General features: G+C 58.8%; 18 protein-coding genes and 1 pseudogene. 12 read left to right on the forward strand and 7 right to left on the reverse strand.

From position 1 onward, the window contains the following. Positions 1-47: 47 nt before the first annotated feature. Both AB1748_RS10910 and AB1748_RS10915 read right to left on the reverse strand, forming a co-directional pair. Positions 48-1,370, reverse strand: a complete 1,323-nt coding sequence (locus AB1748_RS10910; protein ID WP_293770014.1) for an MFS transporter — start codon at positions 1,368-1,370, stop codon at positions 48-50. Positions 1,371-1,560: 190 nt separating this feature from the next. After that, positions 1,561-2,574, reverse strand: coding sequence for a GT-D fold domain-containing glycosyltransferase (locus tag AB1748_RS10915; protein ID WP_293770016.1), 1,014 nt, complete (start codon positions 2,572-2,574; stop codon positions 1,561-1,563). A 670-nt stretch (positions 2,575-3,244) separates the two neighbouring features. Here AB1748_RS10915 and AB1748_RS10920 point away from each other — a divergent pair. The 7 genes from AB1748_RS10920 (at position 3,245) to AB1748_RS10950 (ending at position 12,216) form a co-directional block, all read left to right on the forward strand. Beyond that, positions 3,245-5,599 (forward strand): membrane-bound PQQ-dependent dehydrogenase, glucose/quinate/shikimate family, encoded by a 2,355-nt coding sequence (locus AB1748_RS10920; RefSeq protein ID WP_367395486.1) that lies wholly within the window; start codon positions 3,245-3,247, stop codon positions 5,597-5,599. 296 nt (positions 5,600-5,895) lie between these two features. Further along, the gene (locus tag AB1748_RS10925; RefSeq protein ID WP_111140367.1) at positions 5,896-6,876 is read left to right on the forward strand and encodes a TIM barrel protein; all 981 of its coding nucleotides are present in this window, start codon (positions 5,896-5,898) and stop codon (positions 6,874-6,876) included. A gap of 56 nt (positions 6,877-6,932) precedes the next feature. Next, a complete protein-coding gene (locus tag AB1748_RS10930) occupies positions 6,933-7,973 on the forward strand; it encodes a substrate-binding domain-containing protein (RefSeq protein WP_111140368.1) in 1,041 nt (346 codons plus the stop codon). Positions 7,974-7,989: 16 nt separating this feature from the next. Then, positions 7,990-9,492, forward strand: coding sequence for a sugar ABC transporter ATP-binding protein (locus AB1748_RS10935; protein ID WP_111140369.1), 1,503 nt, complete (start codon positions 7,990-7,992; stop codon positions 9,490-9,492). A gap of 32 nt (positions 9,493-9,524) precedes the next feature. Then, positions 9,525-10,496 (forward strand): ABC transporter permease, encoded by a 972-nt coding sequence (locus AB1748_RS10940; RefSeq protein ID WP_111140370.1) that lies wholly within the window; start codon positions 9,525-9,527, stop codon positions 10,494-10,496. Continuing rightward, positions 10,496-11,353 (forward strand): MurR/RpiR family transcriptional regulator, encoded by an 858-nt coding sequence (locus tag AB1748_RS10945; protein ID WP_111140371.1) that lies wholly within the window; start codon positions 10,496-10,498, stop codon positions 11,351-11,353. The genes AB1748_RS10940 and AB1748_RS10945 overlap by 1 nt, the downstream gene beginning before the upstream one ends. Before the next feature lie 2 nt (positions 11,354-11,355). Next, a complete protein-coding gene (locus tag AB1748_RS10950) occupies positions 11,356-12,216 on the forward strand; it encodes a PfkB family carbohydrate kinase (RefSeq protein WP_111140372.1) in 861 nt (286 codons plus the stop codon). A gap of 43 nt (positions 12,217-12,259) precedes the next feature. Here AB1748_RS10950 and AB1748_RS10955 read toward each other — a convergent pair whose 3' ends face one another. Then, the gene (locus tag AB1748_RS10955; RefSeq protein ID WP_111140373.1) at positions 12,260-13,291 is read right to left on the reverse strand and encodes an NADP-dependent oxidoreductase; all 1,032 of its coding nucleotides are present in this window, start codon (positions 13,289-13,291) and stop codon (positions 12,260-12,262) included. A 384-nt stretch (positions 13,292-13,675) separates the two neighbouring features. Between AB1748_RS10955 and AB1748_RS10960 the strand changes: the two are divergent. Both AB1748_RS10960 and AB1748_RS10965 read left to right on the forward strand, forming a co-directional pair. Beyond that, positions 13,676-14,003, forward strand: a pseudogene (locus tag AB1748_RS10960) (VOC family protein). A gap of 118 nt (positions 14,004-14,121) precedes the next feature. After that, positions 14,122-14,640: a glutamate racemase gene (locus tag AB1748_RS10965; RefSeq protein ID WP_111140381.1), complete on the forward strand. Its 519-nt coding sequence runs from the start codon at positions 14,122-14,124 to the stop codon at positions 14,638-14,640. Here the strand turns inward: AB1748_RS10965 and AB1748_RS10970 are convergent. After that, entirely contained in the window at positions 14,633-15,382 is a 750-nt protein-coding gene (locus tag AB1748_RS10970; protein ID WP_367396343.1) for a DeoR/GlpR family DNA-binding transcription regulator, read from the reverse strand. The two genes, AB1748_RS10965 and AB1748_RS10970, sit on opposite strands and share 8 nt — an antisense overlap. A gap of 83 nt (positions 15,383-15,465) precedes the next feature. On the opposite strand from AB1748_RS10970, the gene AB1748_RS10975 reads away from it, so the two are divergent. Next, entirely contained in the window at positions 15,466-16,050 is a 585-nt protein-coding gene (locus AB1748_RS10975; RefSeq protein WP_111140374.1) for an NUDIX domain-containing protein, read from the forward strand. A gap of 49 nt (positions 16,051-16,099) precedes the next feature. On the opposite strand, the gene AB1748_RS10980 is transcribed toward AB1748_RS10975, so the two are convergent. Continuing rightward, positions 16,100-17,200: an NADH:flavin oxidoreductase/NADH oxidase gene (locus AB1748_RS10980; protein ID WP_367395487.1), complete on the reverse strand. Its 1,101-nt coding sequence runs from the start codon at positions 17,198-17,200 to the stop codon at positions 16,100-16,102. A gap of 168 nt (positions 17,201-17,368) precedes the next feature. Then, complete coding sequence (locus AB1748_RS10985; protein ID WP_293770029.1) at positions 17,369-18,118, reverse strand: SDR family oxidoreductase; 750 nt, start codon at positions 18,116-18,118, stop codon at positions 17,369-17,371. Positions 18,119-18,260: 142 nt separating this feature from the next. Between AB1748_RS10985 and AB1748_RS10990 the strand changes: the two genes are divergently transcribed. Continuing rightward, a complete protein-coding gene (locus tag AB1748_RS10990) occupies positions 18,261-19,247 on the forward strand; it encodes a LysR family transcriptional regulator (protein WP_367395488.1) in 987 nt (328 codons plus the stop codon). Here AB1748_RS10990 and uraH read toward each other — a convergent pair. Continuing rightward, positions 19,203-19,625 (reverse strand): hydroxyisourate hydrolase, encoded by a 423-nt coding sequence (uraH, locus tag AB1748_RS10995; protein WP_111140378.1) that lies wholly within the window; start codon positions 19,623-19,625, stop codon positions 19,203-19,205. The genes AB1748_RS10990 and uraH overlap by 45 nt on opposite strands. Before the next feature lie 422 nt (positions 19,626-20,047). On the opposite strand from uraH, the gene AB1748_RS11000 reads away from it, so the two are divergent. After that, complete coding sequence (locus AB1748_RS11000) at positions 20,048-21,286, forward strand: thioredoxin domain-containing protein (RefSeq protein ID WP_367395489.1); 1,239 nt, start codon at positions 20,048-20,050, stop codon at positions 21,284-21,286. Positions 21,287-21,829: the final 543 nt, after the last annotated feature.

Raw genomic sequence — 21,829 nt, forward strand, 5'->3', positions numbered from 1 at the left:
CCCGGTGGGCGGCTCAGGTTTCTCACGATAACGCTCAGCAGACGCGTTCAGGCGGTCGTCACCTCCGCCGTGGCGGGCTGCGTTTCGGCCACCAATGGCTTTTCCGGCTGCAGCAGCGTCATCGCCAGCATGCTGCCAAACGCGATGAGCGCCGTCACCGTAAACATGGCGTTATAGCCGTGATATTCCGCCAGCCAGCCGCAGAGCATTGGCGAGATGATCGCGGCCAGGTTGGCAATCGCCAGCGTCATGCCGCTGTAGGTGCCAACTGAGGCTTTAGGGGTCACATCGATCACCACCGACCAGTAGACATTGTTTACCAGCGCATTCAGCGCATTACCCAGCGTCATCAGGGCGATGATCCCGGCGGCAGATCCCATCCAGGGAATGGCCATAAAGCAGCAGGCGGTGCCACACAGCGTGACGGCAGCGAACAGATTGCGCGCCAGTCGCAGATTACGGAACCGGGCCAGCAGGGTATCGGCGATACGGCCGCCCAGCAGCACCGTGATGCAGGCGCCGCTCCAGGGGATCATCGCCACGTACCATAGCGAGTGCAGGTCGTAATGGAAATTATCCTGCAGGTACTTCGGCATCCAGGTCACCAGCGTGAAGGTGATGTAGAGGAAGGAGAAATAGCCCAGCGCGTTGCAGACCAGCGTCCGGCTGGTAAAGAAGCGCCACCAGGGCAGAGGCACGCTGTCGCCCGCGCTGCGACGCTGACCGTCCCGGATCAGCGCGCGCTCGGCGGCGTTGGTGAAGCGGCTCCGGTCCGGGCTGTCGCTGAAGGTGCGGGCAAACAGCAGCATCGCCAGCAGGGAGAAGATCCCCAGCAGGATAAACATCATGCGCCAGTCGTGGGTCAGCAGCAGCAGACCCACCGCGATCGGGGCGGTCAGCAGTGCGCCAACCTGAGTTGAGAGCAGGCCGATCCCCAGCGCGAACCCGCGCTCGTTGTCCGGTGCCCAGTGCGCAATGGTCTTGTTCATCAGCGCATAGGCGGGACCTTCGGCAAAACCAAACAGGATGCGCAGCGCCGCAAAGCCCATAATGGCCGATCCGCCAAACAGCGCCATGCCCAGCTCACCGGCCCAGGCGGTGGCGATCTCCAGCAGCGACCAGAGCACGCCCGCCAGCAGCCAGACCTTTTTGGTGCCGATGCGGTCGGCAAGAAAGCCGCCGCACAGCGAACCCAGCAGATAACCAAAGCCGAAATAGCCCAGCACGGCGCCGAGCTGGACTTTACTGAAGTGATACTCTGCCGCAATCGCATTAGCAGCAAAGGAGAGGGCGCCGCGATCGATGTAGTTGATCAGCGCGATCAGGAACAGCAGTGAAAACAGGGTGTAACGGTAACGGCTCGGTTTCATTTCACATCTCCTGATAAAAGGGGTCAGGAGAGTTAAAGCAAATTCAGTGCCGGAACGGTGCTGTTGCCAGAAGAGGCCCGGCTGGCGGGGTGGCGGGCCGCCTGGCTCGCGCGTCACGGCGGGCGCTGATCCCGCTAATTATTTGCCTGCGCATCAATGCGGTGCAGGCTCTGCCTGCTGGTGGTGATCCTCAGGCGGCGTGATGCTGGGTGCGGCCAGGATGCGGCAGGGGAACGATCGCCACCTCCGCTGACACCTCAGGCGCTGGCACGGAGGACGCAGAGGCATCGTCCACATGCTGCAGGATCTGCTGCTGATAGGTGACATCCGCCACGCAGCTCTGTTCGCCTAACAGGACGCCCGCTTCATTAACGTTTTTGCCTTCCACCTTTATTTTGTGGGTGGCACTGGCCAGCATCCACTCATATTCAATATCGACGTGGCCGCTATCAATACAGCGTATCCCGTGCTGACTTAAATCATGCGCCAGCACCGTGGCGGTCGGCCCTAATGAAATCAGGACCAGATCGAAATTAACGGCATGAGTAAGTACAGCATGAAACAGCGCGTCATAAACGGAAAAGGCATTACGGTTCAGCGTCGTAATTCTTTTCACCTCGCTGGCACCGTCCAGTAAATCGTTGCCTAATCCGAGTCGGGTTCCACTCCCTTCTACAATTAATACCCGCCGGTTGCGGTAAAGCAGTTTAAACTTGTCAAATATTCTGCCGGAAAGTTCTTTGCCTTTATAATCGTGATAAGGGCGCGTAACAGACGTATTTCCATAGTGGTACTGTTTATTCAGCAGAGACTCATAATGAGTAAAGTAAAAAGATTTATGAAAGAACCAGAACAGGGCCGAACCATTGCGCATATTACGGGTAGTGCGGAAGGCATCCGGCAGACAGATCAGGCAGTTCGGGCTGGCCGTGGCACCCTGCTGCAGCACCGCTTTCAGCCGCTCTGACAGTTCCGGATTAAAGGGCTGGAAACCGATATTTTTATAGCGTGTCATTTCCAGTTCGCCGTCGCCATATCGGGCCAGCGATAACGTGGGATCGCGTAATAACCGATCGATAGTTTCCTCAATCGACATCACGGAATAACGTTTAACACGGGACTGCGCCGCAGGATAGCGAATAGCGGCATGAATGAACTTAAACGGAAAGCGGAACTTGCGATATATCGCATGAAGTGCGGACATAAGTTTACCTGCCTGCTGTATTGCTGCCAGAGAAAATCCCGCCTGACGGCCGGATAAATAATTAAAATAGGAATGGACGATAACACAGATAAATGCCGCGTCCCGCTGCGGAATATCTTAAATCGTTTTCAGTGGATGAAGCTCACGCGTTATTAATCTATTCCCTGCGGGAAATAACGTTAAATAAATTCAGAAAGCGCAAAGTCAACTGCCATTTTTAATAAGGGAAAAAGGATTGACACCGCACCGGGCCTGAGAGTTTCGTCGTCAATACCAGCGTCTTTTTTCTTTTGCCGCTTTCAGCAATAAGAGTTTCAGCCCGACAGAATAAACAAAACATTACGATTATTTGACACTTATTCCCGCTCTGCGCGCGGACTTAAGCGCGGGTTACTGAAGCGCAGCTTGTCTGATATTTCATCGCCGATGAACAAAAGATGCGGTTATGCGCCGCCTATGGTTAATTTATTGTGATGAATATCGCGATTTAAGCCCTTCAGGCGTGAAAAAACCCCGCCGCAACCCGCCAGAGGGGCGGATTTATAATAAATATTTCTAACCATTTACACTTCGGCATGTTTTTACATATTTGATACATAAGTTAAGATCTCGTTGAAATTTTGTATGCAAATTAATTTTGTGCTTAGCGTGAATGACCCGAGGAAGGATCATGATAAATAAATTAACCAGTGTAATCATGGTGATATTTGCTATTGCCCTGATATACATGGGGGAAGAACTGCTGTCAGCCGGCGGCAGCGCGTTTTACGCCGCCATGGGCGTGGGGGTCCTGCTCAGCGCGATTCTGCTGCTGCTGAACAGACGCAGTGCGCTGACGCTCTATGCGCTGCTGATGTGGATAACCCTGTTCTGGATTATCCGGGAAGTGGGCTTCGATAAATGGCAGTGGATCCCGCGTGGCGATCTGTTTGGTCTGCTGGGTCTCTGGCTGGCTCTGCCGTGGGTGGTGCGTCCGCTCTATCAGGGGCAGCGACGCTTTCATCCTCTGCTTGGCGGAACGGTCGGGCTGATGGTGCTGCTGGTTATCGGCCTTTGCTTTTACGATCCGCTGCCGCAGCAGGGCACTATTACCACGCCGCGCCAGAGTGCCGCCACCGGCGGCGCTGCTGACGAGTGGCGCGCCTATGGCGGAACCACCGACGGGCAGCGCTTCTCGGCGCTGAAGCAGATCACCCGTGATAACGTAAAAGATCTTGAGGTGGCCTGGACCTACCACACCGGCGATCTGCGCCAGGATGACGATGCCACCGAATACACCTTCGAAGCGACGCCGCTGAAAGCCAACGGCATGCTCTACTTCTGTACGCCGCACAACGAAGTCCACGCGCTTGACCCGGAAACCGGGGCGGTGAAGTGGAAAACCGCGCCGGATAAAAACCGCTCCTATCTGCAGCAGCACCAGACCTGCCGTGGCGTGAGCTACTACGACGCCGGAGAGGCGCAGACACAGTCAGATGCCGCGCCGGCGCTCTGCCGCAGGCGTATCTTCAACGCCACCACCGATGCCCGCCTGCTGGCGCTGGATGCAGACACCGGTAAACCCTGTGCGGACTTCGGTGACAAGGGTGTGGTCAACCTGCGCGCTGGCATGGGCGAGTTGCGCCCGCACGCGCTGATGCAGACCGCCGCGCCGCTGGTGGCCGGTAATCTGGTGATCGTCGGCGGCTCGGTGATGGATAACGGCTTCCACAGCGGCAACCCGTCGGGCGTCATCCGCGCCTATGATGCCGTCAGCGGGCGTCTGGTCTGGAACTTTGATCCGGCTAACCCGGAAAATAGCGCCCCGATCGCCCAGGGCGCGACCTATCCACAGGATACCCCGGTCGCCTGGGCAACCCTGAGCGCCGACCTGAAGAATGGTCTGGTTTATGTGCCCTTTGGGAATGCGTCGCCGGATGAGGTGGGTTTTGATCGTGACCCTGCCAGCAATACCGAAAAATTCCGTGATGCGCTGGTGGCGCTGGATCTGAAAACCGGTGCATTCAGGTGGCGTTATCAGAGTTCGAACCACGACCTCTGGGACCGTGACAACCCGTCACAGCCGTCGCTGGTGGATATCAGCTACCAGGGCACGCCGCAACCGGTGGTGATCCTGCCGACTAAAACCGGCAACCTCTTTGTGCTGAACCGCCTGACCGGGCAGCCGGTCTACCCGGTAGAGCAGGTCAAGGTTTCCGTGGATGGCATCAAAGGCGAGCAGTATGCGCCGACCCAGCCGGTCTCCAGCCTGAACTTTATTCCGGCGCCGCTGACGGAGAAATCCATGTGGGGCATCACGCCATTTGATCAGATGGCCTGTCGCACCACCTTCCGCAAACTGCGCTATGACGGTAACCCGTGGACGCCGCCAACGGAAGCCGGCTCGCTGATCTTCCCGGGCAATATCGGTGTCTTTAACTGGGGTTCGGTGGCGGTCGATCCGCAGCGTCAGATGCTGATTGCCGCGCCGGTGCGCCTGGCTTACAAGTACAACCTGATCAAACGCACCCCGGAAACCGAAACCCAGCGCACCTTCACCAAAGATGGCACGCCGTACTGGAACGAAAACTTCCACGGTGAGTATGCGATCCACATCCAGCAGATGGCGTCGGGCCTGGGGATCCCCTGCATCGCGCCACCGTGGGGCCGGATGGTCGGTGTGGATCTGACGACCGGCAAAACCAGATGGCTGCGCCGCGTGGGGACGACCCGCAACCTGAAGACCAGCTTCCTGCCTGGCCGTTTCCCGCTCGGCTTCCCGATGGGAATGGTCGCGCACGGCGGCCCGCTGCTGACGGCCGGTGATCTGGTGTTCCACGGTGCAACGGCAGATAACTATTTCCGTGCTTACGACAGCACCACCGGCGAACTGCTGTGGCAGACCGAGCTGAGCGCCGGTGCTCAGGCCACGCCCTCCACCTTTATGGGTAAAGATGGCAAACAGTATGTGGTGATTGCCGCAGGCGGTCACGGCTCACTGGGCACCACGGCAGGCGACAGCGTGGTCGCTTTCCGGCTGAAATAATCCTGATCCGCTGAGCGCCGCCCGGCGCTCAGCTTTTTTCGTCATCGCCGCCAGCCTCTCTTCCCTCCGCTTTTCTGCCGCAACCTGCTGTATTCACAACCGATCTCTCCAGTCTGCCGCGCGGCTGGCTTAATCACGCCCTGAAACTATTTCGTGACAGCTCTCGCAGTTTGGTGATTTGCTCCGCCCGGCAGGCTTGCGCATTCAGTCGCGAGGCGTAGATTAATACATAACTTCACAATTAACTGTGAATATGAAAAGTACTTCACAATACGCTCTCTGAAGGATTGACCCCTATGTCGGAACTGAAATTTGCAACCCGTCTCAACTCATTCGCCTCGGGCGCGCACCTCTACTGGCCCGATCAGCAGGGCAAGCCCTCTGTCCTGCAGATGGTGGCCCGTGCCGGTAAGGTAAAGGGTTTAACGCATCTCGATCTCAATTTTCCGCAGCACCTCACCAGCGACATTCCCACGCTGCGTCAGGCGATTGAGGATGCAGGCCTGGCCGTCAACGGCATGCAGATGCGCTGGGACGCCCCGCAGTTCAAAATCGGTGCCTTTACCCATCCGGATGCAAAAGTGCGTCGCGAGGCGATCGAGCTGACCAAACGCGGCATCGATGCGGGTCGGGAGTTCGGTTCACGGCTGATGACGCTGTGGATGGGGCAGGATGGTTTCGACTACTGCTTCCAGGCGGACTATAAGAAGATCTGGGAGGATGCGGTCAGCGCCGTGCGGGAAGTGGCGGAGTATGCGCCGGATGTCGATGTCAGCATCGAATACAAACCCAACGAGCCGCGCGCCTATAGCATCTTTCCTAACGCCACCACCTGCCTGCTGGCGGTGGAAGAGGCGGGCTGCCCCAACCTGGGGATCACGCTCGACTTTGCGCACGTACTGTTTGCCAACGAGGTGCCGGCCTATGCCGCCGCGATGGTGGCACGGCGTTCACGGCTGCTGGGGCTGGACCTGAACGATGGCTGGGGCAAGCGCGACGACGGCCTGATGGTCGGCTCCGTCAACCCGCGCGCCACGCTGGAGTTTCTCTGGCAGATGCAGCGTGACGGCTATCGTGGGGCCTACTACTTCGACACCTTCCCGGACGCCAGCGGGCTGGACCCCATCCGGGAAGCAGAAAGCAACATCGCGACCGTGACCCGGCTGCTGCGGCTGTGCGATCAGCTGCACGGCAACACGGCATTACTGGCGGCCATTGAGCGCCAGGATGCGGTCGCCTCCCAGCAGATCGTCAATGACATTCTGCTGGCGCGATAACGGCTGATCCAGCCGATAACATAAAAAACCCTACCCAACATGCTGAGAATATAAAAATGAAAAAACTCCTGCTCGCTGTTATCGCCTCCTCACTGCTCTGCAGCACCGTCTATGCGGCCGAGCTGGCACCGCTGCAGTCCGACACCGAACCGGATCGCACCGACTGGACCCAGCTCGACAGCAAATATGGCGCACTGCCGAAAGTCGATAAATCGCTGAAGATTGGCGGCGTCTCCAAGACCCTGACCAATGAATACTGGCGTTCGCTCGGCGAGGGCTACCAGAACGTCGCGAAGAAGTATGGCTTCACCGTGGCCTATCAGGCGGCGGCCAATGAAGATGACCAGCTTGGCCAGCTGTCGATTGCCGAAACGCTGATCTCGCAGGGCTTCAACGGCCTGCTGGTGTCGCCTCAGACCGACATCAACCTGGAGCCTGCGCTGGAGAGTGCCAGCAGCAAAAAGATCCCGGTGGTGAACGTGAATGATGCGGTGATGCCGAATGCGCGTTACTACGTGGGTAACGTTCAGAAAGATAACGGCGTGCGGGTGGCGAAGTGGTTTATCCAGCACCATCCGCAGGGTGGCAAGGTGGCGGTAATTGAGGGGCAGCCGGGCGTTTATGCCGCCGGACAGCGTACCCGTGGCTTCAAAGAGACGCTGGCGACGGCCGGTAAGTTCACGATTGTTGCCAGCGTGCCAGCCAACTGGAGCCGCGAGCAGGCCTTTAACGCCGCCTCGACCATTCTTCAGCAGCATCCCGACCTGATCGGCTTCTACGCCAACAACGACACCATGGCACTGGGCGTGGTGGAAGCGGTGCGCGCACAGAACAAAGCGTCACAGGTTGCCATCTTCGGCACTGACGGCATCTCCGATGCCTACGCCTCCATCAAGCGCGGTGAACTCACCGGCACGGTGGACAGTTTCCCGGTGCTGACCGGCGAAGTGGCGATGGACGTGATGATCCGTCTGATCAACGGTCAGAAGCTGTCGCGCGTGGTATCCACACCGCAGGCGCTGATCACCAAAGAGAACGTCGATGCGTTCTCCACCAAAGACAACAACCGGCTGCGTCAGTTGCTGGCGCAGCAGTAAGTCAGCGGGAGCGGGTATGGAAGAGTTTCGCTTAACGATGCGCGGCATCAGCAAAAGTTACGGTAACGCCGCCGCGCTGCAGGATGTCGATTTCTCGGTGCGGCCCGGTGAGGTGCATGCGCTGATTGGGGAAAACGGCGCGGGGAAATCCACCCTGCTGAATATTCTCTCCGGCGTGCGCGGTGCGGACAGCGGTGAGATCAGCGTCAACGGCAGTCCGGTTCAGATCCGCTCGCCGCTCAGCGCCCGTCAGGCCGGGATCGCGATGATCCACCAGGAGCTGCAGCATGTGCCTGAGCTTTCTGTGGCGCAGAACATGTTTCTGGGCCGACCGCTGACCCGCGCCGGGGGGATGTGGGTCGATAAAAAAGCGCAGCTGGCGCGCGCCACCCTGATTCTGAAGACGCTGGATCCGACCATCGATCCCGACACGCCAATCAGAAACCTCAAGGTGTCGCAGCAGCAGATCGTGGAGATTGCCCGGGCGCTGCTGGATAACGCCCGCATCATCGCCATGGACGAACCGACCTCCAGCCTGACGCCGCGCGAGTTTGATCGCCTGGCGGAACTGATCGGCGATCTCAAAGCGACCGGGGTTTCGCTGATCTACGTGTCGCACAAGATGAATGAGATTTTCCGGGTCTGCGACCGCGCCACCATTATGCGTGACGGCAGGCAGGTCGGCGTGGTCAACATCAGCGATGAGGATGAGGAGAGCATCGTCGCCAGAATGGTCGGACGGAAGATCGACAAGCTCGACCATCAGGCGTTCGTCAGCGACCGCGAAGTGCTGCGGGTCGAGGATCTGACGCGCGGCAGCGAGGTGGTTTCCGCCAGCTTCAGCGTGCGGGCGGGCGAGGTGCTGGGCGTGGCCGGACTGGTCGGCGCGGGCCGCACCGAACTGCTGAAACTGATCGCCGGTATCGACAGACGAACCCGCGGCACCGTGAGCGTTAACGGCAGGGCGGTCAGGAATCACAGCGTGCGCGCCGCGATTCAGGCCGGCATCGGCCTGGTGCCCGAAGATCGTAAAAAAGAGGGCATCATCAAAGAGCGGGCGGTGAAGATGAACATGGCGCTGCCGTCGATGCATCGCTTCACGGCGGCGGGTCTCATCAGTCAGTCCCGGCTGGGCCGCGAGGCGCTGCGGGTGATGGGCGATCTGCGCCTGCGGCCGCTCGACATCGAAAAGCCCATCGGCACGCTGAGCGGCGGCAACCAGCAGAAGGTGATCATCGGCCGCTGGGTAGCCGCGGATGCGGAGGTGTTCCTGTTTGATGAGCCGACGCGCGGCATCGACATCGGGGCCAAGTCGGAGATCTATCATCTGATTGAAAAACTGGCCCAGGCGGGCAAAGCGATTGTGGTGGTGTCGTCGGAGATGACGGAGATCATCCGCATCTCGGATCGGGTGCTGGTGATGCGCGAGGGACGGATAACCAAAGAGTTAACCGGCAGCGCGATCACCGAAGAGAACATCGCCCGTTATGCCATTAAAGATATCGATCCAGGCGCCTGACCGCTGTCCTGACACTTATTAAGGTGATAATTATGACGACCCAGACCTCCACCGGGCCAGGCACCCGACCTGCACTGCGGCTTAAGTTTAATCTGCGCGATGCGGGCACCCTGATTGGCCTGTTTATTATCATGGTGACATTTTCGTTTCTGTCGCCGGTCTTTTTTACCGTGCCCAATCTGCTGAACATCCTGCAGCAGTCCTCCATTAACGCCCTGATTGCGCTGGGGATGACGATGGTCATCATCTCAGGCGGGATTGACCTCTCGGTCGGTCCGGCGGCGGCGCTCTCGGCGGTGCTGGGCGCAACGCTGATGGCGTCGGGCGTGCCGGTGCCGCTGGCGATCCTCGCGACGCTGGGGGTCGGCGCGCTGTGCGGACTCTTCAGCGGCACGCTGATTGCCTATGCCGGACTGCAGCCGTTTATCGTGACGCTGGGCGGCCTCTCGCTGTTCCGGGCCATTGCGCTGATTTACACCGGCGGCAATCCCATCTTCGGGATCCCGCTGACGTTTCGCAGCCTGATTAACAGCGACCTCCTGGGGATCCCGACACCGATTGTGATTGTGGCAGTGATTGCGCTGCTGCTCTGGACGGTGATGAATAAGACCCCGCTGGGGGAGTATATTCTGGCCATCGGCGGCAACGAAGAGGCGGCGCGGGTTGCCGGGGTGCCGGTGAAGCGGACCAAGGTTACCGTCTATGTGCTGTCCGGTCTGCTGGCATCGCTCGCGTCGCTGATCCTGATCGGTCGTCTCGGCGCGGCGGAGCCGACCATCGGTAACCTCTGGGAGCTGGACGCTATCGCGGCGGCGGCCATCGGCGGGGCCTCGCTGATGGGCGGCAAGGGCAGCATCTTCGGCACGCTGATCGGTGTGGTCATCCTGGGCGTATTACGTAACGGTCTGACCTTACTGAACATTCAGGCCTTTTACCAATTGCTCGCTACCGGCCTTATTATTATCATAGCGATGTTGATTGACCGGGCGACCCGAGGCAAGTAATGAAGCAAGATCCGCGAGCCATTGGCGCTCAGATTCGCATGCGTTTGCCCCAACTGACGCCGTTAGAACGGCGGGTCGCTGAGGCGATCATGGCCCGCACCGACATTACCGAGCAGTCTTCGTTAAAGGAGATTGCGCAGGAGAATAATGTCTCTGAAGCGATGATTGTGAAGATAACCAAAAAGCTTAACTTCACCGGCTTCAGGCATTTCAGAAGTGGTCTGATTTACTACAACCAGTCTGAGGTGGCGGGACTTCATGCGGAAATTGAGCCGGATGATTCGTCGGAGCAGTTGCTGACCAAAGTGTTCAGAACCTCTATCCAGGCGATCGAAGAGACCTTATCGATTCTGGATGTCTCTGAATTCAATCGTGCGGCAGACATCATCTTTAAAGCGCGTCATATCGATCTCTACGCCGTGGGCGGTTCTGCCGCTGTGGCGCGGGATCTGTCGCACAAGATGCTGAAGATCGGCATCAAAACGACCGTCTATGACGACGCCCATATCATGCTGATGTCCGCCGCCGTGTTATCTGACGACGATGTGGTTATCGCCATCAGTCATTCGGGCGCCACACGTGCGGTGAACGATCCGGTCAGGCTGGCGGGAAAGAATGGCGCGAAGGTTATCGCCATCACCAACTACGCCGAATCCCCGATCGCGCAGAACGCCCATGTGGTCCTCAATTCAACCTCTCAGGGATCGCATCTGCTGGGTGAAAACGCCGCGTCACGCATCGCCCAGCTGAATATTCTGGATGCGCTGTTTGTCGCTATCGCCAAGAAAGATCTGAAGCGGGCGGAGAAGAACCTGATGAAAACCCAGCATGCGGTTCAGGATCTGCGGGAATTCTAACTATGAGCAAAATTGCAGTCACCGGCAGTCTTCATTACGACATTATGCTGGATGCGCCTCATCGCCCTGAAAAAGGCGAAACGGTGATGGGCAGCGCCTGTCGCTATAAGTCTGGCGGCAAGGGCGGTAATCAGGCGGTCGCTGCCGCGCACGCGGGGGCTTCGGTCCGTTTCGCCGGTGCCGTGGGTGATGACGCGCAGGGGCAGTTCCTGCGGGATCATCTGCAGCAGGCGGGCGTGGAGATCACGGCGGTCAGCGTCATCCCCGCATCGCCCTCCGGGATGAGCGTCGCCATTACCGACGCCGAAGGGGATTACGGCGCGGTAGTGGTTTCCAATGCCAATCAGCAGATCCCGCTGACCACCTTTGCGCAGCCCGACTTCTGGCAGGACGTTTCGCTGCTGGTGCTGCAGAATGAGGTGCCGGAGGCGGTCAATCTCTGCGCCGCCAGGGCCGCCCGGCAGCGGGGGATTATCGTCTGCGTGAATGCCGCGCCCGCTCGTGCACTGTCGGCGGACTTTGCAGCCTGCATCGATCTGCTGGTGGTGAACGCCATTGAGGCGCGCGACATGTGCGGGGTTAGCGTACAGGATCTGACGTCGGCGTATGCGGCGGCGGACGCGCTGGCCAGCCGGTTTGCCCGCGTGGTGGTCACCGCCGGCGAACATGGGGTGGCGTACAGTGAATCAGGAGAGACGCGGACGCTGGCGGCAGAGAAGGTCACGCTGGTCAGTACTCACGGCGCGGGGGACTGTTTTGTCGGAGTGTTGTGCCAGCGCCTGAGCCGTGGCGCAACGCTGGCGGAGGCGGTCAGTGACGCGAATCGTGCGGCTGCCGATCACGTCTCCCGGCCGCTGCAGTAAAGGCGCGAGCGTGCCACGTCACCGACGCGGCACGCTCCTCTTATCAGGCGCCGACATTCACCACGGTTTTACCGAAGTTTTTGCCATTCAGCATATCGATAAACGCCTGCGGCGCATTCTCTAAGCCTTCGATCATGTGCTCGCGATAGTGGATTTTTTTGCTCTCCACCAGCGGCGTCATCGCCTTCAGGAACTCAGGATAGCGGTCGCCGTAATCCTGGAAGATGATAAAGCCCTGCATACGGATACGACGCTTCAGAATACCCGCCATGATCAGTGACGTTCTGTCCGGGCCTTCCGGCAGCTCACGCTGGCTGTAAGCGGAGACCAGCCCGCAGACCGGTACACGCGCAGCGGTGTTAAGCAGCGGGAACACCGCGTCAAACACTTTGCCGCCCACGTTTTCGAAGTAGATATCGATACCATCCGGGCAGGCATTTTTCAGCTGCTCTTCGAAATCGGCGCTGTGGTGGTCAATACAGGCATCAAAGCCCAGCGTATCGACCGCATAACGGCATTTCTCTTCACCGCCCGCCACACCGACGACGCGACAACCTTTCTGTTTACCCAGCTGACCGACCGTAGCACCGACCGGGCCGGTTGCGGCGGCCACGACCAGGGTTTCACCGGCCTGAGGCTGACCGATATCCATCAGGCCCATATAGGCGGTAAAGCCTGGCATTCCCAGAATACCCAGCGCCCAGGAGGGGTGGGGCAGATCGTTGCCCAGCTTCGCGATCTCTTTGCCATCGGAGACGGCATACTCCTGCCAGCCGCTCTGTGACAGCACCCAGTCTCCGGTCTTAAAGTCGCTGTGCTTAGAGGCCGCGACCTGACAGACGGTGCCGCCGACCATTGGCTGATCCAGCTCGGCGGGCGCAGCGTAGGATTTACCCTCATCCATCCGGCCACGCATATAGGGGTCCAGTGACAGGTAAATGGTCTTCAGCAGCACTTCACCCTCTTTGATTTCCGGCACAGGCTGCGCCACATAGCGGAAATTCTCTTTGGTCGGTTCACCCTGAGGACGTGAAGCGAGTAACCAGGCGTGATTCTGCGTTGCTTGTTCAGTCATCGTCTCTTCCTTCTGTAGCCGGGCGATGCAAGGAGCATCGCCGTTTGAATACAGCAAAGTGTAGATGACCCTGGCGGGAATGCGTTTAGCGTGACGAGCGGTAAACCGCCGGAGCCGATGTGCGGGCAGGGCGTACAGAACGCAGCGGCAGCCCGGCTGCGGCGGGATCACGATGTTGATAGCCGGGTGAATGACAGTCACATCCGCTTGCAAAAAAGCGCGCCGGCGCGGCGGCCGTTACCGCACCCGGTGACACAGGGCGCGGAACGGCGTGTGATAAAAATTTCTCTTTTAGCGAAGAGGGTTAGCATGACGATTCAGCATCTGCGTATCGCCCGGCCGGTGACGGATCTGGCGCTCAGCAGCCGTGTCTGATGTCACGGGCTGGGACTGCAGAACATCGGCGGGTTTACCGGCCATCAGGGATTCAGCGGTGTTATGCTGGGGGCGGACGGGCTGGGCTGGCATCTGGAATTTACCCCATTGTCCGGGCCATCCGCTTCTGCCTGCGCCTACAGAGGACGATCTGCTGGTGCTCTACCTTCCCTGTCACGCGGCGTGGCGCGATCGTTGTGCCCGCATGGATGAGGCTGGCTTCCGGCGGGTGCCTGCGTTTAATCCTTACTGGGATCGGCAGGGCGTGACATTCAGTGATCAGGACGGTTATCGTGTCGTGATCCAGCACGCAGCCTGGCCCCCTCAACCTCTCTGATAAACCGGAGCAGACTTTGAACATTCTCTGCCTGCATACAGCGGCCAGTAATATCGCGATATTTGATGCCGCCGCAACGACCCTGGCGCAGAACGCGACGCCGCTCAGTCATCGGGTGATGCCTGAACTGCTGGCGGAGGCGGAGCGCAGCGGCGGGATGACGACACCGTTGCGCCGCCGGCTCGCACAGCTGATCGCCTCGCTGCTGCCGTCGTTTGATGCGATCCTGATTACCTGTTCAACGCTGGGCCCGGTCGCTGAGGATTTCTGCCCGCAGGATCGCGTCATGCGCACGGACGCTATGCTGGCCAGCGCGCTGCAGCGTCATGCAGGACGCACGGTGGCGCTCTGCGCTGCCGAATCCACCCTGGCGGCGACACGGACGCTCTTCTGTCAGCCCGGCGGCCAGGTCGACGTTGTGCTGGTGGAGGATGCCTGGACCGCGTTTAAGGCAGGGGAGATCACCCGCTATTTCTCCCTGCTTGCCGCGGCGGCGGAGCAGGCTTATCAGCAGGGGGCCGTTGCGGTAGCACTGGCACAAAGCTCAATGACGCCGGTCGCACAGCAGTTTCCTGCTGCGCAGCGTCCGCTCACCGCACCGTTTCTGGCGCTGCAGGCCTGCTACGATCTCAGATGATCGTCACCCCCTGCTGATGCAATGCCCGATCCAGCGCCTCATCCGGCGCGGTCTCAGTAACCAGCATACTCGCCAGCGACAGATCGCCAATGGCAAACGCGGAGGCGGCGTTAAGCTTCTCCGCCGATGCCAGCACTACGGTCTCTGCAGCGCGGCCTGCCAGGGCCCGCTTGACCGTTGCCTCCTCGAAATTACCTGTCGTCAGGCCCGCCGCCGGATGTACCCCGGTCACGCCCATAAAAAAGAGATCGGCGTTGATGCGGCTGAGTGACTCCAGCATCGCGGCGCCCACTGTGACAACCGAGTGGCGGTAGAGCTGGCCGCCCAGCAGGATAATCTCCACCTGTGGATGTTCAGCTAACGCCAGCGCCACGCTGGGGCTGTGGGTGACGGCCGTAAAGCTCAGCGTATCGGGCAACTGCTGCACCAGTTCTGCGCTGGTGGTGCCGCCATCGATCAGCACAATCTGCCCGGGCTGAATCAGCGTCACCGCCTTCTGCGCGATAACCCGCTTCGAGGCGGTCTGCACGCTTTTGCGTGTTTCGAAGGTGCCCAGTGCGGCAGAGACCGGCAGTGCGCCGCCGTAAACCCGCTGCAGCAATCCTTCGGCTGCCAGTTCACGCAGATCGCGGCGGATGGTGTCCTCGGAAAGGCCGAATCGCTGACTGAGATCGCGCGACTGCACCTGTTTTTCCTGCGCGAGCAGGGCGAGAATGGTCTGTTTACGTTGGCTGGAGAGCATAAAACGGGCCTGCATGTTTTTTCTTGAGTTTGCACGATTCTGCATGATAGCGTGAAGGCTGTCTACTTATCCCGGAGAATACCATGCAGCCGAACGCGTCCCGTGTGCGCCTTATCCATGAGCAGTTACTGTCCGATAACTGGTATACCCTGAAGAAATATACCTTCTCGCTGCTGCGCCGCGATGGTCGCTGGCAGGAGCAGAGCCGCGAAGCCTACGATCGCGGTAATGGTGCAGTGATCCTGCTTTACAACCGTGAGACCCGCCGCGTGGTCGTGACCCGCCAGTTCCGTTTTCCCGTCTTTCTGAACGGGCATAACGGTTTCCTGATTGAAGCGGCTGCCGGCCTGCTGGATAACGCCTCACCAGAGGCCCGTATCGTGGCTGAGGCGGAAGAGGAGACCGGTTTTCGCGTCACCCGGGTAGAGAAAGTGTTTGAGGCCTTTATGAGCCCCGGTTCCGTCACCGAAAAGCTCTACTTCTTTATTGCTGAATATGATGACAGGCAGCGCAGCGGCGAGGGCGGCGGTATCGAGGAGGAGGGCGAAGATATCGAAGTGCTGGAGCTGGATTTCGACCAGGCGTTACAGGCGATCGATCAGGGGGAGATTGTGGATGCCAAAACCATTATGCTGCTGCAGCATCTGCGTCTGAAAGGCATTTTATAAGTTCGCTTTACCGGGCAGACCGCTATGCAGGCGGCCCGCCCGTCCTGGCTTACTGATCCTGCGTCAGAATGCCTTTTACATCGTGCGGTTCAGAACGCAGATACTGCGGCGGCACCTGAACTTTGCCATCCAGCGCGGCGGCGGCGTGCCACGGCCAGCGCGGATCGTAGAGAATACCGCGCGCCAGGGCGACCAGGTCCGCTTCGCCCTGTTGCAGCACATCTTCAGCCTGCTGTGGCTCGGTGATCAGGCCCACCGCGATCACCGGAACCGACACCTGCTCACGAATATCCCGGGCAAACGGCACCTGATAATTCGGGCCGACATCAATTTTCTGATCTTCCGACAGGCCGCCGCTGGAGACATGGATATAGGCGCACTGCAGGGCTTCCAGTTCACGCGAGAAGGCGATCGACTGGTTAATCTCCCAGCCACCCTCGACCCAGTCTGTGGCAGAAATCCGCACGCCCACCGGCACCGAAGCGGGAACGGCGTCACGTACGGCTTTGAAGATTTCCAGCGGGAAGCGCATACGGTTCTCCAGCGAGCCGCCATACTCATCACTGCGCTGATTCGACAGCGGCGACAGGAACTGATGCAGCAGATAGCCATGCGCGGCGTGAACCTCGATGAGCTGGAAGCCCAGACGCACGGCGCGCAGGGCGGTATCAACAAATGCCTGGGTAACCCGCGCCAGGTCGTCACGGCTCATGGCAACCGGTTTGATCTCATCTGCGCTGTAGCTCAGCGCCGAAGGCGCGATAGTCTGCCAGCCGCCCGCATCCGGGGCAATCTGCTTACCGCCTTCCCACGGCACCGCACAGGATGCTTTGCGTCCCGCATGACCCAGCTGAATACCGATCGGAATTGAGGAGTAGCGACGCACATCTTCCAGCACCGACTTCAGCGCGGCCTCGTTGTCATCATTCCACAGACCGAGATCGCCGGGAGAGATGCGGCCAATGTCCTCGACGGCCGTGGCTTCGATGATCATCAGGCCCGCGCCGGAAAAGGAGAGCTGGCCAAGATGGATCCGGTGCCAGGCGGTCGCATTACCCGCTTCGGCGGAGTACTGGCACATCGGCGCAATGACGATGCGGTTATCCAGCGTAAGTTCGCCCAGCGAGACAGTGGAAAAAAGTTGGCTCATGTTATCTCCATGGTGTTATGACTGACGTGACAGGCAATAACTATAGCGGGGGATTGGCAGAGTCGGGGGGAATGCAACGTGACATTTTATGACGGTGCGCTTTCTGCGGTTGCGTCAGAAAACGGCGGAACCTGCCCGCCAGAGGCGACGGGCAGCAAAAAAGGCCAGTCAGATCTGCGCCATGCCGCCGTCGACAAAGAGCTCTGTCGCATTAATAAAGCTGGCGGTATCGGACGCAAGGAACGCCACGGTTTTAGCGACCTCCTGCGCTTCCCCCAGGCGGCCAAGCGGGATCCGGGCTGACAGCGCATCAAACAATCCCTGTCGCTGCTCTTCATTCACCAGTTCGCCCAGACCCGGCGTGCGGATGGGGCCAGGGCTGACAACGTTGACCCGGATACCGCGATCTTTCAGATCCAGCGCCCATGAACGGGCAAAATTACGCACTGCCGCTTTACTGGCGCTGTAGACGCTAAAGGCGGCGGTACCCTGAACGCCGGCAGTAGATCCGGTCAGGATCACCGAGGCGCCTTCAACCAGCAGCGGCAGTGCTTTCTGAACCGTAAACAGCACTCCGCGCACGTTAGTATCAAAGATACGGTCAAAATGCGCTTCGGTAATCGCTCCCAGCGGCAGCATGTCACCGCCCCCGGCATTGGCAAACAGAATATCCAGATGTCCCGCCTGTGCCGCGATACGCGAATACACTTCATCAAGATCGTGCAGTTGAGCGGCATCGGCCCGAATTCCCGTGACGTTTTTGCCCAGGTGGATGACGGCGTTATCCAGCTCCCTCTGACGGCGGCCGGTAATAAATACCTGTGCGCCCTGTTGTGCCAGCTCGCTGGCTGTTGCCAGTCCGATTCCGCTGGTGCCGCCTGTCACTAATGCCACTTTTCCTGCGAGTAATGTGCTCATCGGTTTTCTCCTGCTCATAAGGTAACGTTTCCCGGTCAGCGCCGCTGCCGGTCTGATTGCCACTCTATGGGAGCCGGATTAGCAGATAAATCCGCTAAAATGAAAATGACTATTCACGGGGATGGATAATAAAGGGGAAAGAATGGATCAGTTACTGGCAATTAAAGCTTTTTCGCGGGTCGTGGAGAGCGGCAGTTTCACCCGTGCAGCGGATTCCCTGAACATGCCTAAAGCGACCCTGAGTAAGCTGGTGCAGGAGCTGGAAGCGCATCTCTCAGTACGGCTGCTGCAGCGCACCACCCGGCGCGTCACCGTGACGGCAGAAGGGCATGAATATTACGAAAAAGCCCCGCGCATTCTGCATGACCTGGAAGATATCGATGCCTGTTTTAATGCCCTTCGTCAGAAGCCGCGAGGGCATCTGCGCATCGATGTCGGAGGATCGACGGCCAGAGATGTGCTGATCCCGCTGCTGCCCGATTTCTTTGCCCGATATCCTGATATTACTCTGGACCTCGGTGTATCTGACCGGCCGGTGGATATGATCAGTGAAAACGTTGACTGCGTGATCCGGGGCGGTCCTCTGGCCGATTCATCACTGATTGCCCGTCTGATTGGACAGGCTACGCTTGTCACCTGCGCAACGCCTGCCTATCTGAAAGCGAACGGCGTCCCGGCTTATCCTGATGAGCTGCGTAACGGACACCGGCTGGTGAGCTATCTTTCGCCACAGACCGGCAGGCCATTTCCGTTTCGGTTTGAACGGCAGGGGGAAAAAACGGAGATCGTCACGCCGCATCGCATTGGGGTAAATGAGAGTAATGGCCATCTGGCGGCCGGACTGGCCGGGCTGGGGATTATTCAGACGTTCAGTTACTGCCTGATGCCGTTTCTGCAGCAGGGCCGGATGGTGGAGATCCTGCAGGCGTGGCGTCCGGCGGGCTATCCGTTTCATCTGGTCTATCCGCAAAACCGGCATGTCACTCAGCGGCTGAGGGTATTTATCGACTGGCTGGTGGCCTGTTTTCCGGCGAAGGTCGCAGGAGAGGGTGAGTCCGGCACCGGAGTGCCGGATTTTCCGGGATCAGTTACCGCGGTAGGTGGAGTAACCAAAGGGGCTCAGCAGTAACGGAATGTGGTAGTGCTCACCGCTGGCGTCCATGTTGAACTCAACCGGGATTTCCGGGAAGAAGGTTTTCTGGTTGCTCTTTTTGTAGAAGTCACCGGTTTTGAATACGACCCGGTAGCTGCCTGCGGCGGCCATTTTTTCCTGCGGGAAGAGGGCGCTGATGCGACCGTTATTATCCGTGACGCCTGAAGCCAGTTTCACCCAGTTATCCTGCTGCTTTTGATCCAGCTCGACCTCGATTCCCGCCGTAGGCTGGCCGGTCTGCAGGTTCAGAACGTGGACGCTCAGGGGATTTTTAGCGGTGGCAGGCTGCGCTGCGATAGCTGATGCAGCAGAGGTCATCAGTAGTGTAGCAATCAGAGCATATGACGTTTTCATCAATGTTTCCTTTATTGACTCGTTGGGTGACTGTGAGGAAAGGGTATGATCGCTGACGGCAAAGCGACATTTATTGGCGGGAAATGTGAAATTTCTGAGAAATGAAGGCGACAGGTATTTTAGTTACATCATACATGAAGCCTTCCTTTACGCTTAATCCGGCATAGTGCGGTAAAGGCTATTCAATGAAGTAAACCGCCGCTCAATAGTGCCAGAAAAAGCGGGGCGGCCAGATGTTAACACTGATTTATATGATTTACGTCAACAAGTTACGAACCGGACTGATGAATATAGTCAACCCGCACGGCTACGCCAGCGCAGCGGCTCTTTTCCTGCTGAGGCTACCAGATCGTTAAGGCAGGCAGACGGGCAGGCGCGGCTGGCCCTGTCACGCAAACAACTCACTCTTCAGGACGACAAGCATGAGAATGAATAAACTGGCGCTGACCATGATGTTACTGGCTGGCGCGACCGGCGCTGTGGCAGCAGAGCAGGCGGGCGATCCAGCGGCACAGACCGTTACGCAGAGCGGCCCTGCCGCGATTTCATCGCCGGATAGCGGGGCGCAGCGTCAGACGGCATCACACCCGGCTGATGTGCCTGTCGTTACCGCCGCTCCGGCGGCACAATCCTCTTCGCCATCTCCGGAGACGACGCCGGTTATCTCCACATCGGTAACGGCCGCGCCGCCTTCCGGCAACGGCGTGGCGCCTGCTGTGCAGAACGCAGAGGCATCCGGTATTGCTGCTACCCAATCATCCGGCTCCGCACCGCAGAAAGCCGCGGACGCTGCGGCTCTCCCGTCACAAACGGAGAGCAGGGCGTCAGACTCGGCTGCGCCGGCGGCGGTGGCGTCCTCTGCCACAGAAAAACCCGAAACGCCGCCGGCCACCGCTGACGCTGATACTCCCTCAGCCAGCGCCCCGACGCCATCGGTTACCGCAGCACCCTTTACGCCTGCGCAGGAAGCGCGTATTGGCGAGGTGGCAAAAGCTTATCTGCTTCAGCATCCGCAACTGCTAATCGAAATAGATCAGAAGCTGCAAAAAATGCAGTACGACAATCAGATAAAGGCGATGACCGCTGCCGCCATCCGGCATCAGAACGCGCTGCTGAACGACCAGACTATCCCGGCCATCGGCCCCGCAGACGCCAGCGTTGCGGTAATTGAATTTTTTGATTATCAGTGCAGCGTCTGCGCCCGTCAGGCACCGATTATTCAGTCGCTGATGAAAAGTCATCCACAGATCCGGTTTATTTTCAAAGAGTGGCCCATCTTTGGCTACCGCTGGAAACCCTCTTTTCAGGCAGCCGAAACGGGCCTGACTATCTGGCAACAGAAGGGGGCCGATGCCTATCTGAAATACCATGATGCGCTTTTTACTACCGGCCATATCGAGGGCGCACTGACGCAGAAGGACATTGCCAGAGCGGCATCCGTCGCCGGGGCGGCGAAAATCAAAGCCAGGAGTCAGGCGATGCTGGAGACGTTGTCCGGTACGGATGAGCTGGCGAAAAATCTCGGTTTTCAGGGCACGCCGGGCATCGTCGTGATGCCTGTCTCGGGCGCAACCGCAGAAAATGTCACGGTCTTTCAGGGCGGCGCGACGGAATCGATGCTGCAGGATGCGCTGAATAAGGCGCAGGGTCAGGCCCGCTAACCCTCATCGCGGGGCGGCGGCATCGCTGTCAGTGAACCCGGCCGGAAGGAAGAGTCGCTGCCTTCCGGCATCCTCATTTAATCCCCACCGGCCGTCCGAATGCATGACTGATTGACTCGCAATGAAATAAAGCCATCTTTCGTCAGAACTGACGTTAATAACGTTTTCGTGCTATTTCCGGTGAATAACCATTCCATTTTTCCACTTATTTCAGCCTCTGTTTTTACGCCACGCAGTAAAGCGGACCAATAATCTCCTGATACCCGGAATAACACCGTACGGCGCTGAACAAACGTCCCGCCCCCCGGCTGACGGGGGAAAGAAGAGGGGGTTGGCAACGCTGCGGGACGGTATAGCTGCTGTTTAAGAACGATTTAATATACTCGCCGCGCGCAGAGTGAAGATCGTTTTAATTCAATAACGGTGCGCAATTAAATAATCAGCCAGCATTGTCTCTCTGTCGCGGCTTTATATAACCGACAGGGCTTGTTCTTTTATTGCTGGCAGCCGCAGGCGCATTCGATTGACTTTGTTGCTCGCAGA

Origin of the sequence: Pantoea sp. Ep11b (assembly GCF_040783975.1) — a bacterium.
In the GTDB taxonomy this organism is placed as follows: domain Bacteria; phylum Pseudomonadota; class Gammaproteobacteria; order Enterobacterales; family Enterobacteriaceae; genus Pantoea.

Coding starts and splice junctions, on each gene's coding strand:
- AB1748_RS10920 (WP_367395486.1), top strand. CDS start 3,245: ATGATAAATAAATTAACCAGTGTAATCATGGTGATATTTGCTATTGCC.
- AB1748_RS10935 (WP_111140369.1), top strand. CDS start 7,990: ATGGAAGAGTTTCGCTTAACGATGCGCGGCATCAGCAAAAGTTACGGT.
- AB1748_RS10975 (WP_111140374.1), top strand. CDS start 15,466: ATGCAGCCGAACGCGTCCCGTGTGCGCCTTATCCATGAGCAGTTACTG.
- AB1748_RS10910 (WP_293770014.1), bottom strand. CDS start 1,370: ATGAAACCGAGCCGTTACCGTTACACCCTGTTTTCACTGCTGTTCCTG.
- AB1748_RS10970 (WP_367396343.1), bottom strand. CDS start 15,382: ATGCTCTCCAGCCAACGTAAACAGACCATTCTCGCCCTGCTCGCGCAG.
- AB1748_RS10950 (WP_111140372.1), top strand. CDS start 11,356: ATGAGCAAAATTGCAGTCACCGGCAGTCTTCATTACGACATTATGCTG.
- AB1748_RS10915 (WP_293770016.1), bottom strand. CDS start 2,574: ATGTCCGCACTTCATGCGATATATCGCAAGTTCCGCTTTCCGTTTAAG.
- uraH (WP_111140378.1), bottom strand. CDS start 19,625: ATGAAAACGTCATATGCTCTGATTGCTACACTACTGATGACCTCTGCT.
- AB1748_RS10925 (WP_111140367.1), top strand. CDS start 5,896: ATGTCGGAACTGAAATTTGCAACCCGTCTCAACTCATTCGCCTCGGGC.
- AB1748_RS10990 (WP_367395488.1), top strand. CDS start 18,261: ATGGATCAGTTACTGGCAATTAAAGCTTTTTCGCGGGTCGTGGAGAGC.
- AB1748_RS10980 (WP_367395487.1), bottom strand. CDS start 17,200: ATGAGCCAACTTTTTTCCACTGTCTCGCTGGGCGAACTTACGCTGGAT.
- AB1748_RS10945 (WP_111140371.1), top strand. CDS start 10,496: ATGAAGCAAGATCCGCGAGCCATTGGCGCTCAGATTCGCATGCGTTTG.
- AB1748_RS10985 (WP_293770029.1), bottom strand. CDS start 18,118: ATGAGCACATTACTCGCAGGAAAAGTGGCATTAGTGACAGGCGGCACC.
- AB1748_RS10940 (WP_111140370.1), top strand. CDS start 9,525: ATGACGACCCAGACCTCCACCGGGCCAGGCACCCGACCTGCACTGCGG.
- AB1748_RS11000 (WP_367395489.1), top strand. CDS start 20,048: ATGAGAATGAATAAACTGGCGCTGACCATGATGTTACTGGCTGGCGCG.
- AB1748_RS10930 (WP_111140368.1), top strand. CDS start 6,933: ATGAAAAAACTCCTGCTCGCTGTTATCGCCTCCTCACTGCTCTGCAGC.
- AB1748_RS10955 (WP_111140373.1), bottom strand. CDS start 13,291: ATGACTGAACAAGCAACGCAGAATCACGCCTGGTTACTCGCTTCACGT.
- AB1748_RS10965 (WP_111140381.1), top strand. CDS start 14,122: ATGCCTGAACTGCTGGCGGAGGCGGAGCGCAGCGGCGGGATGACGACA.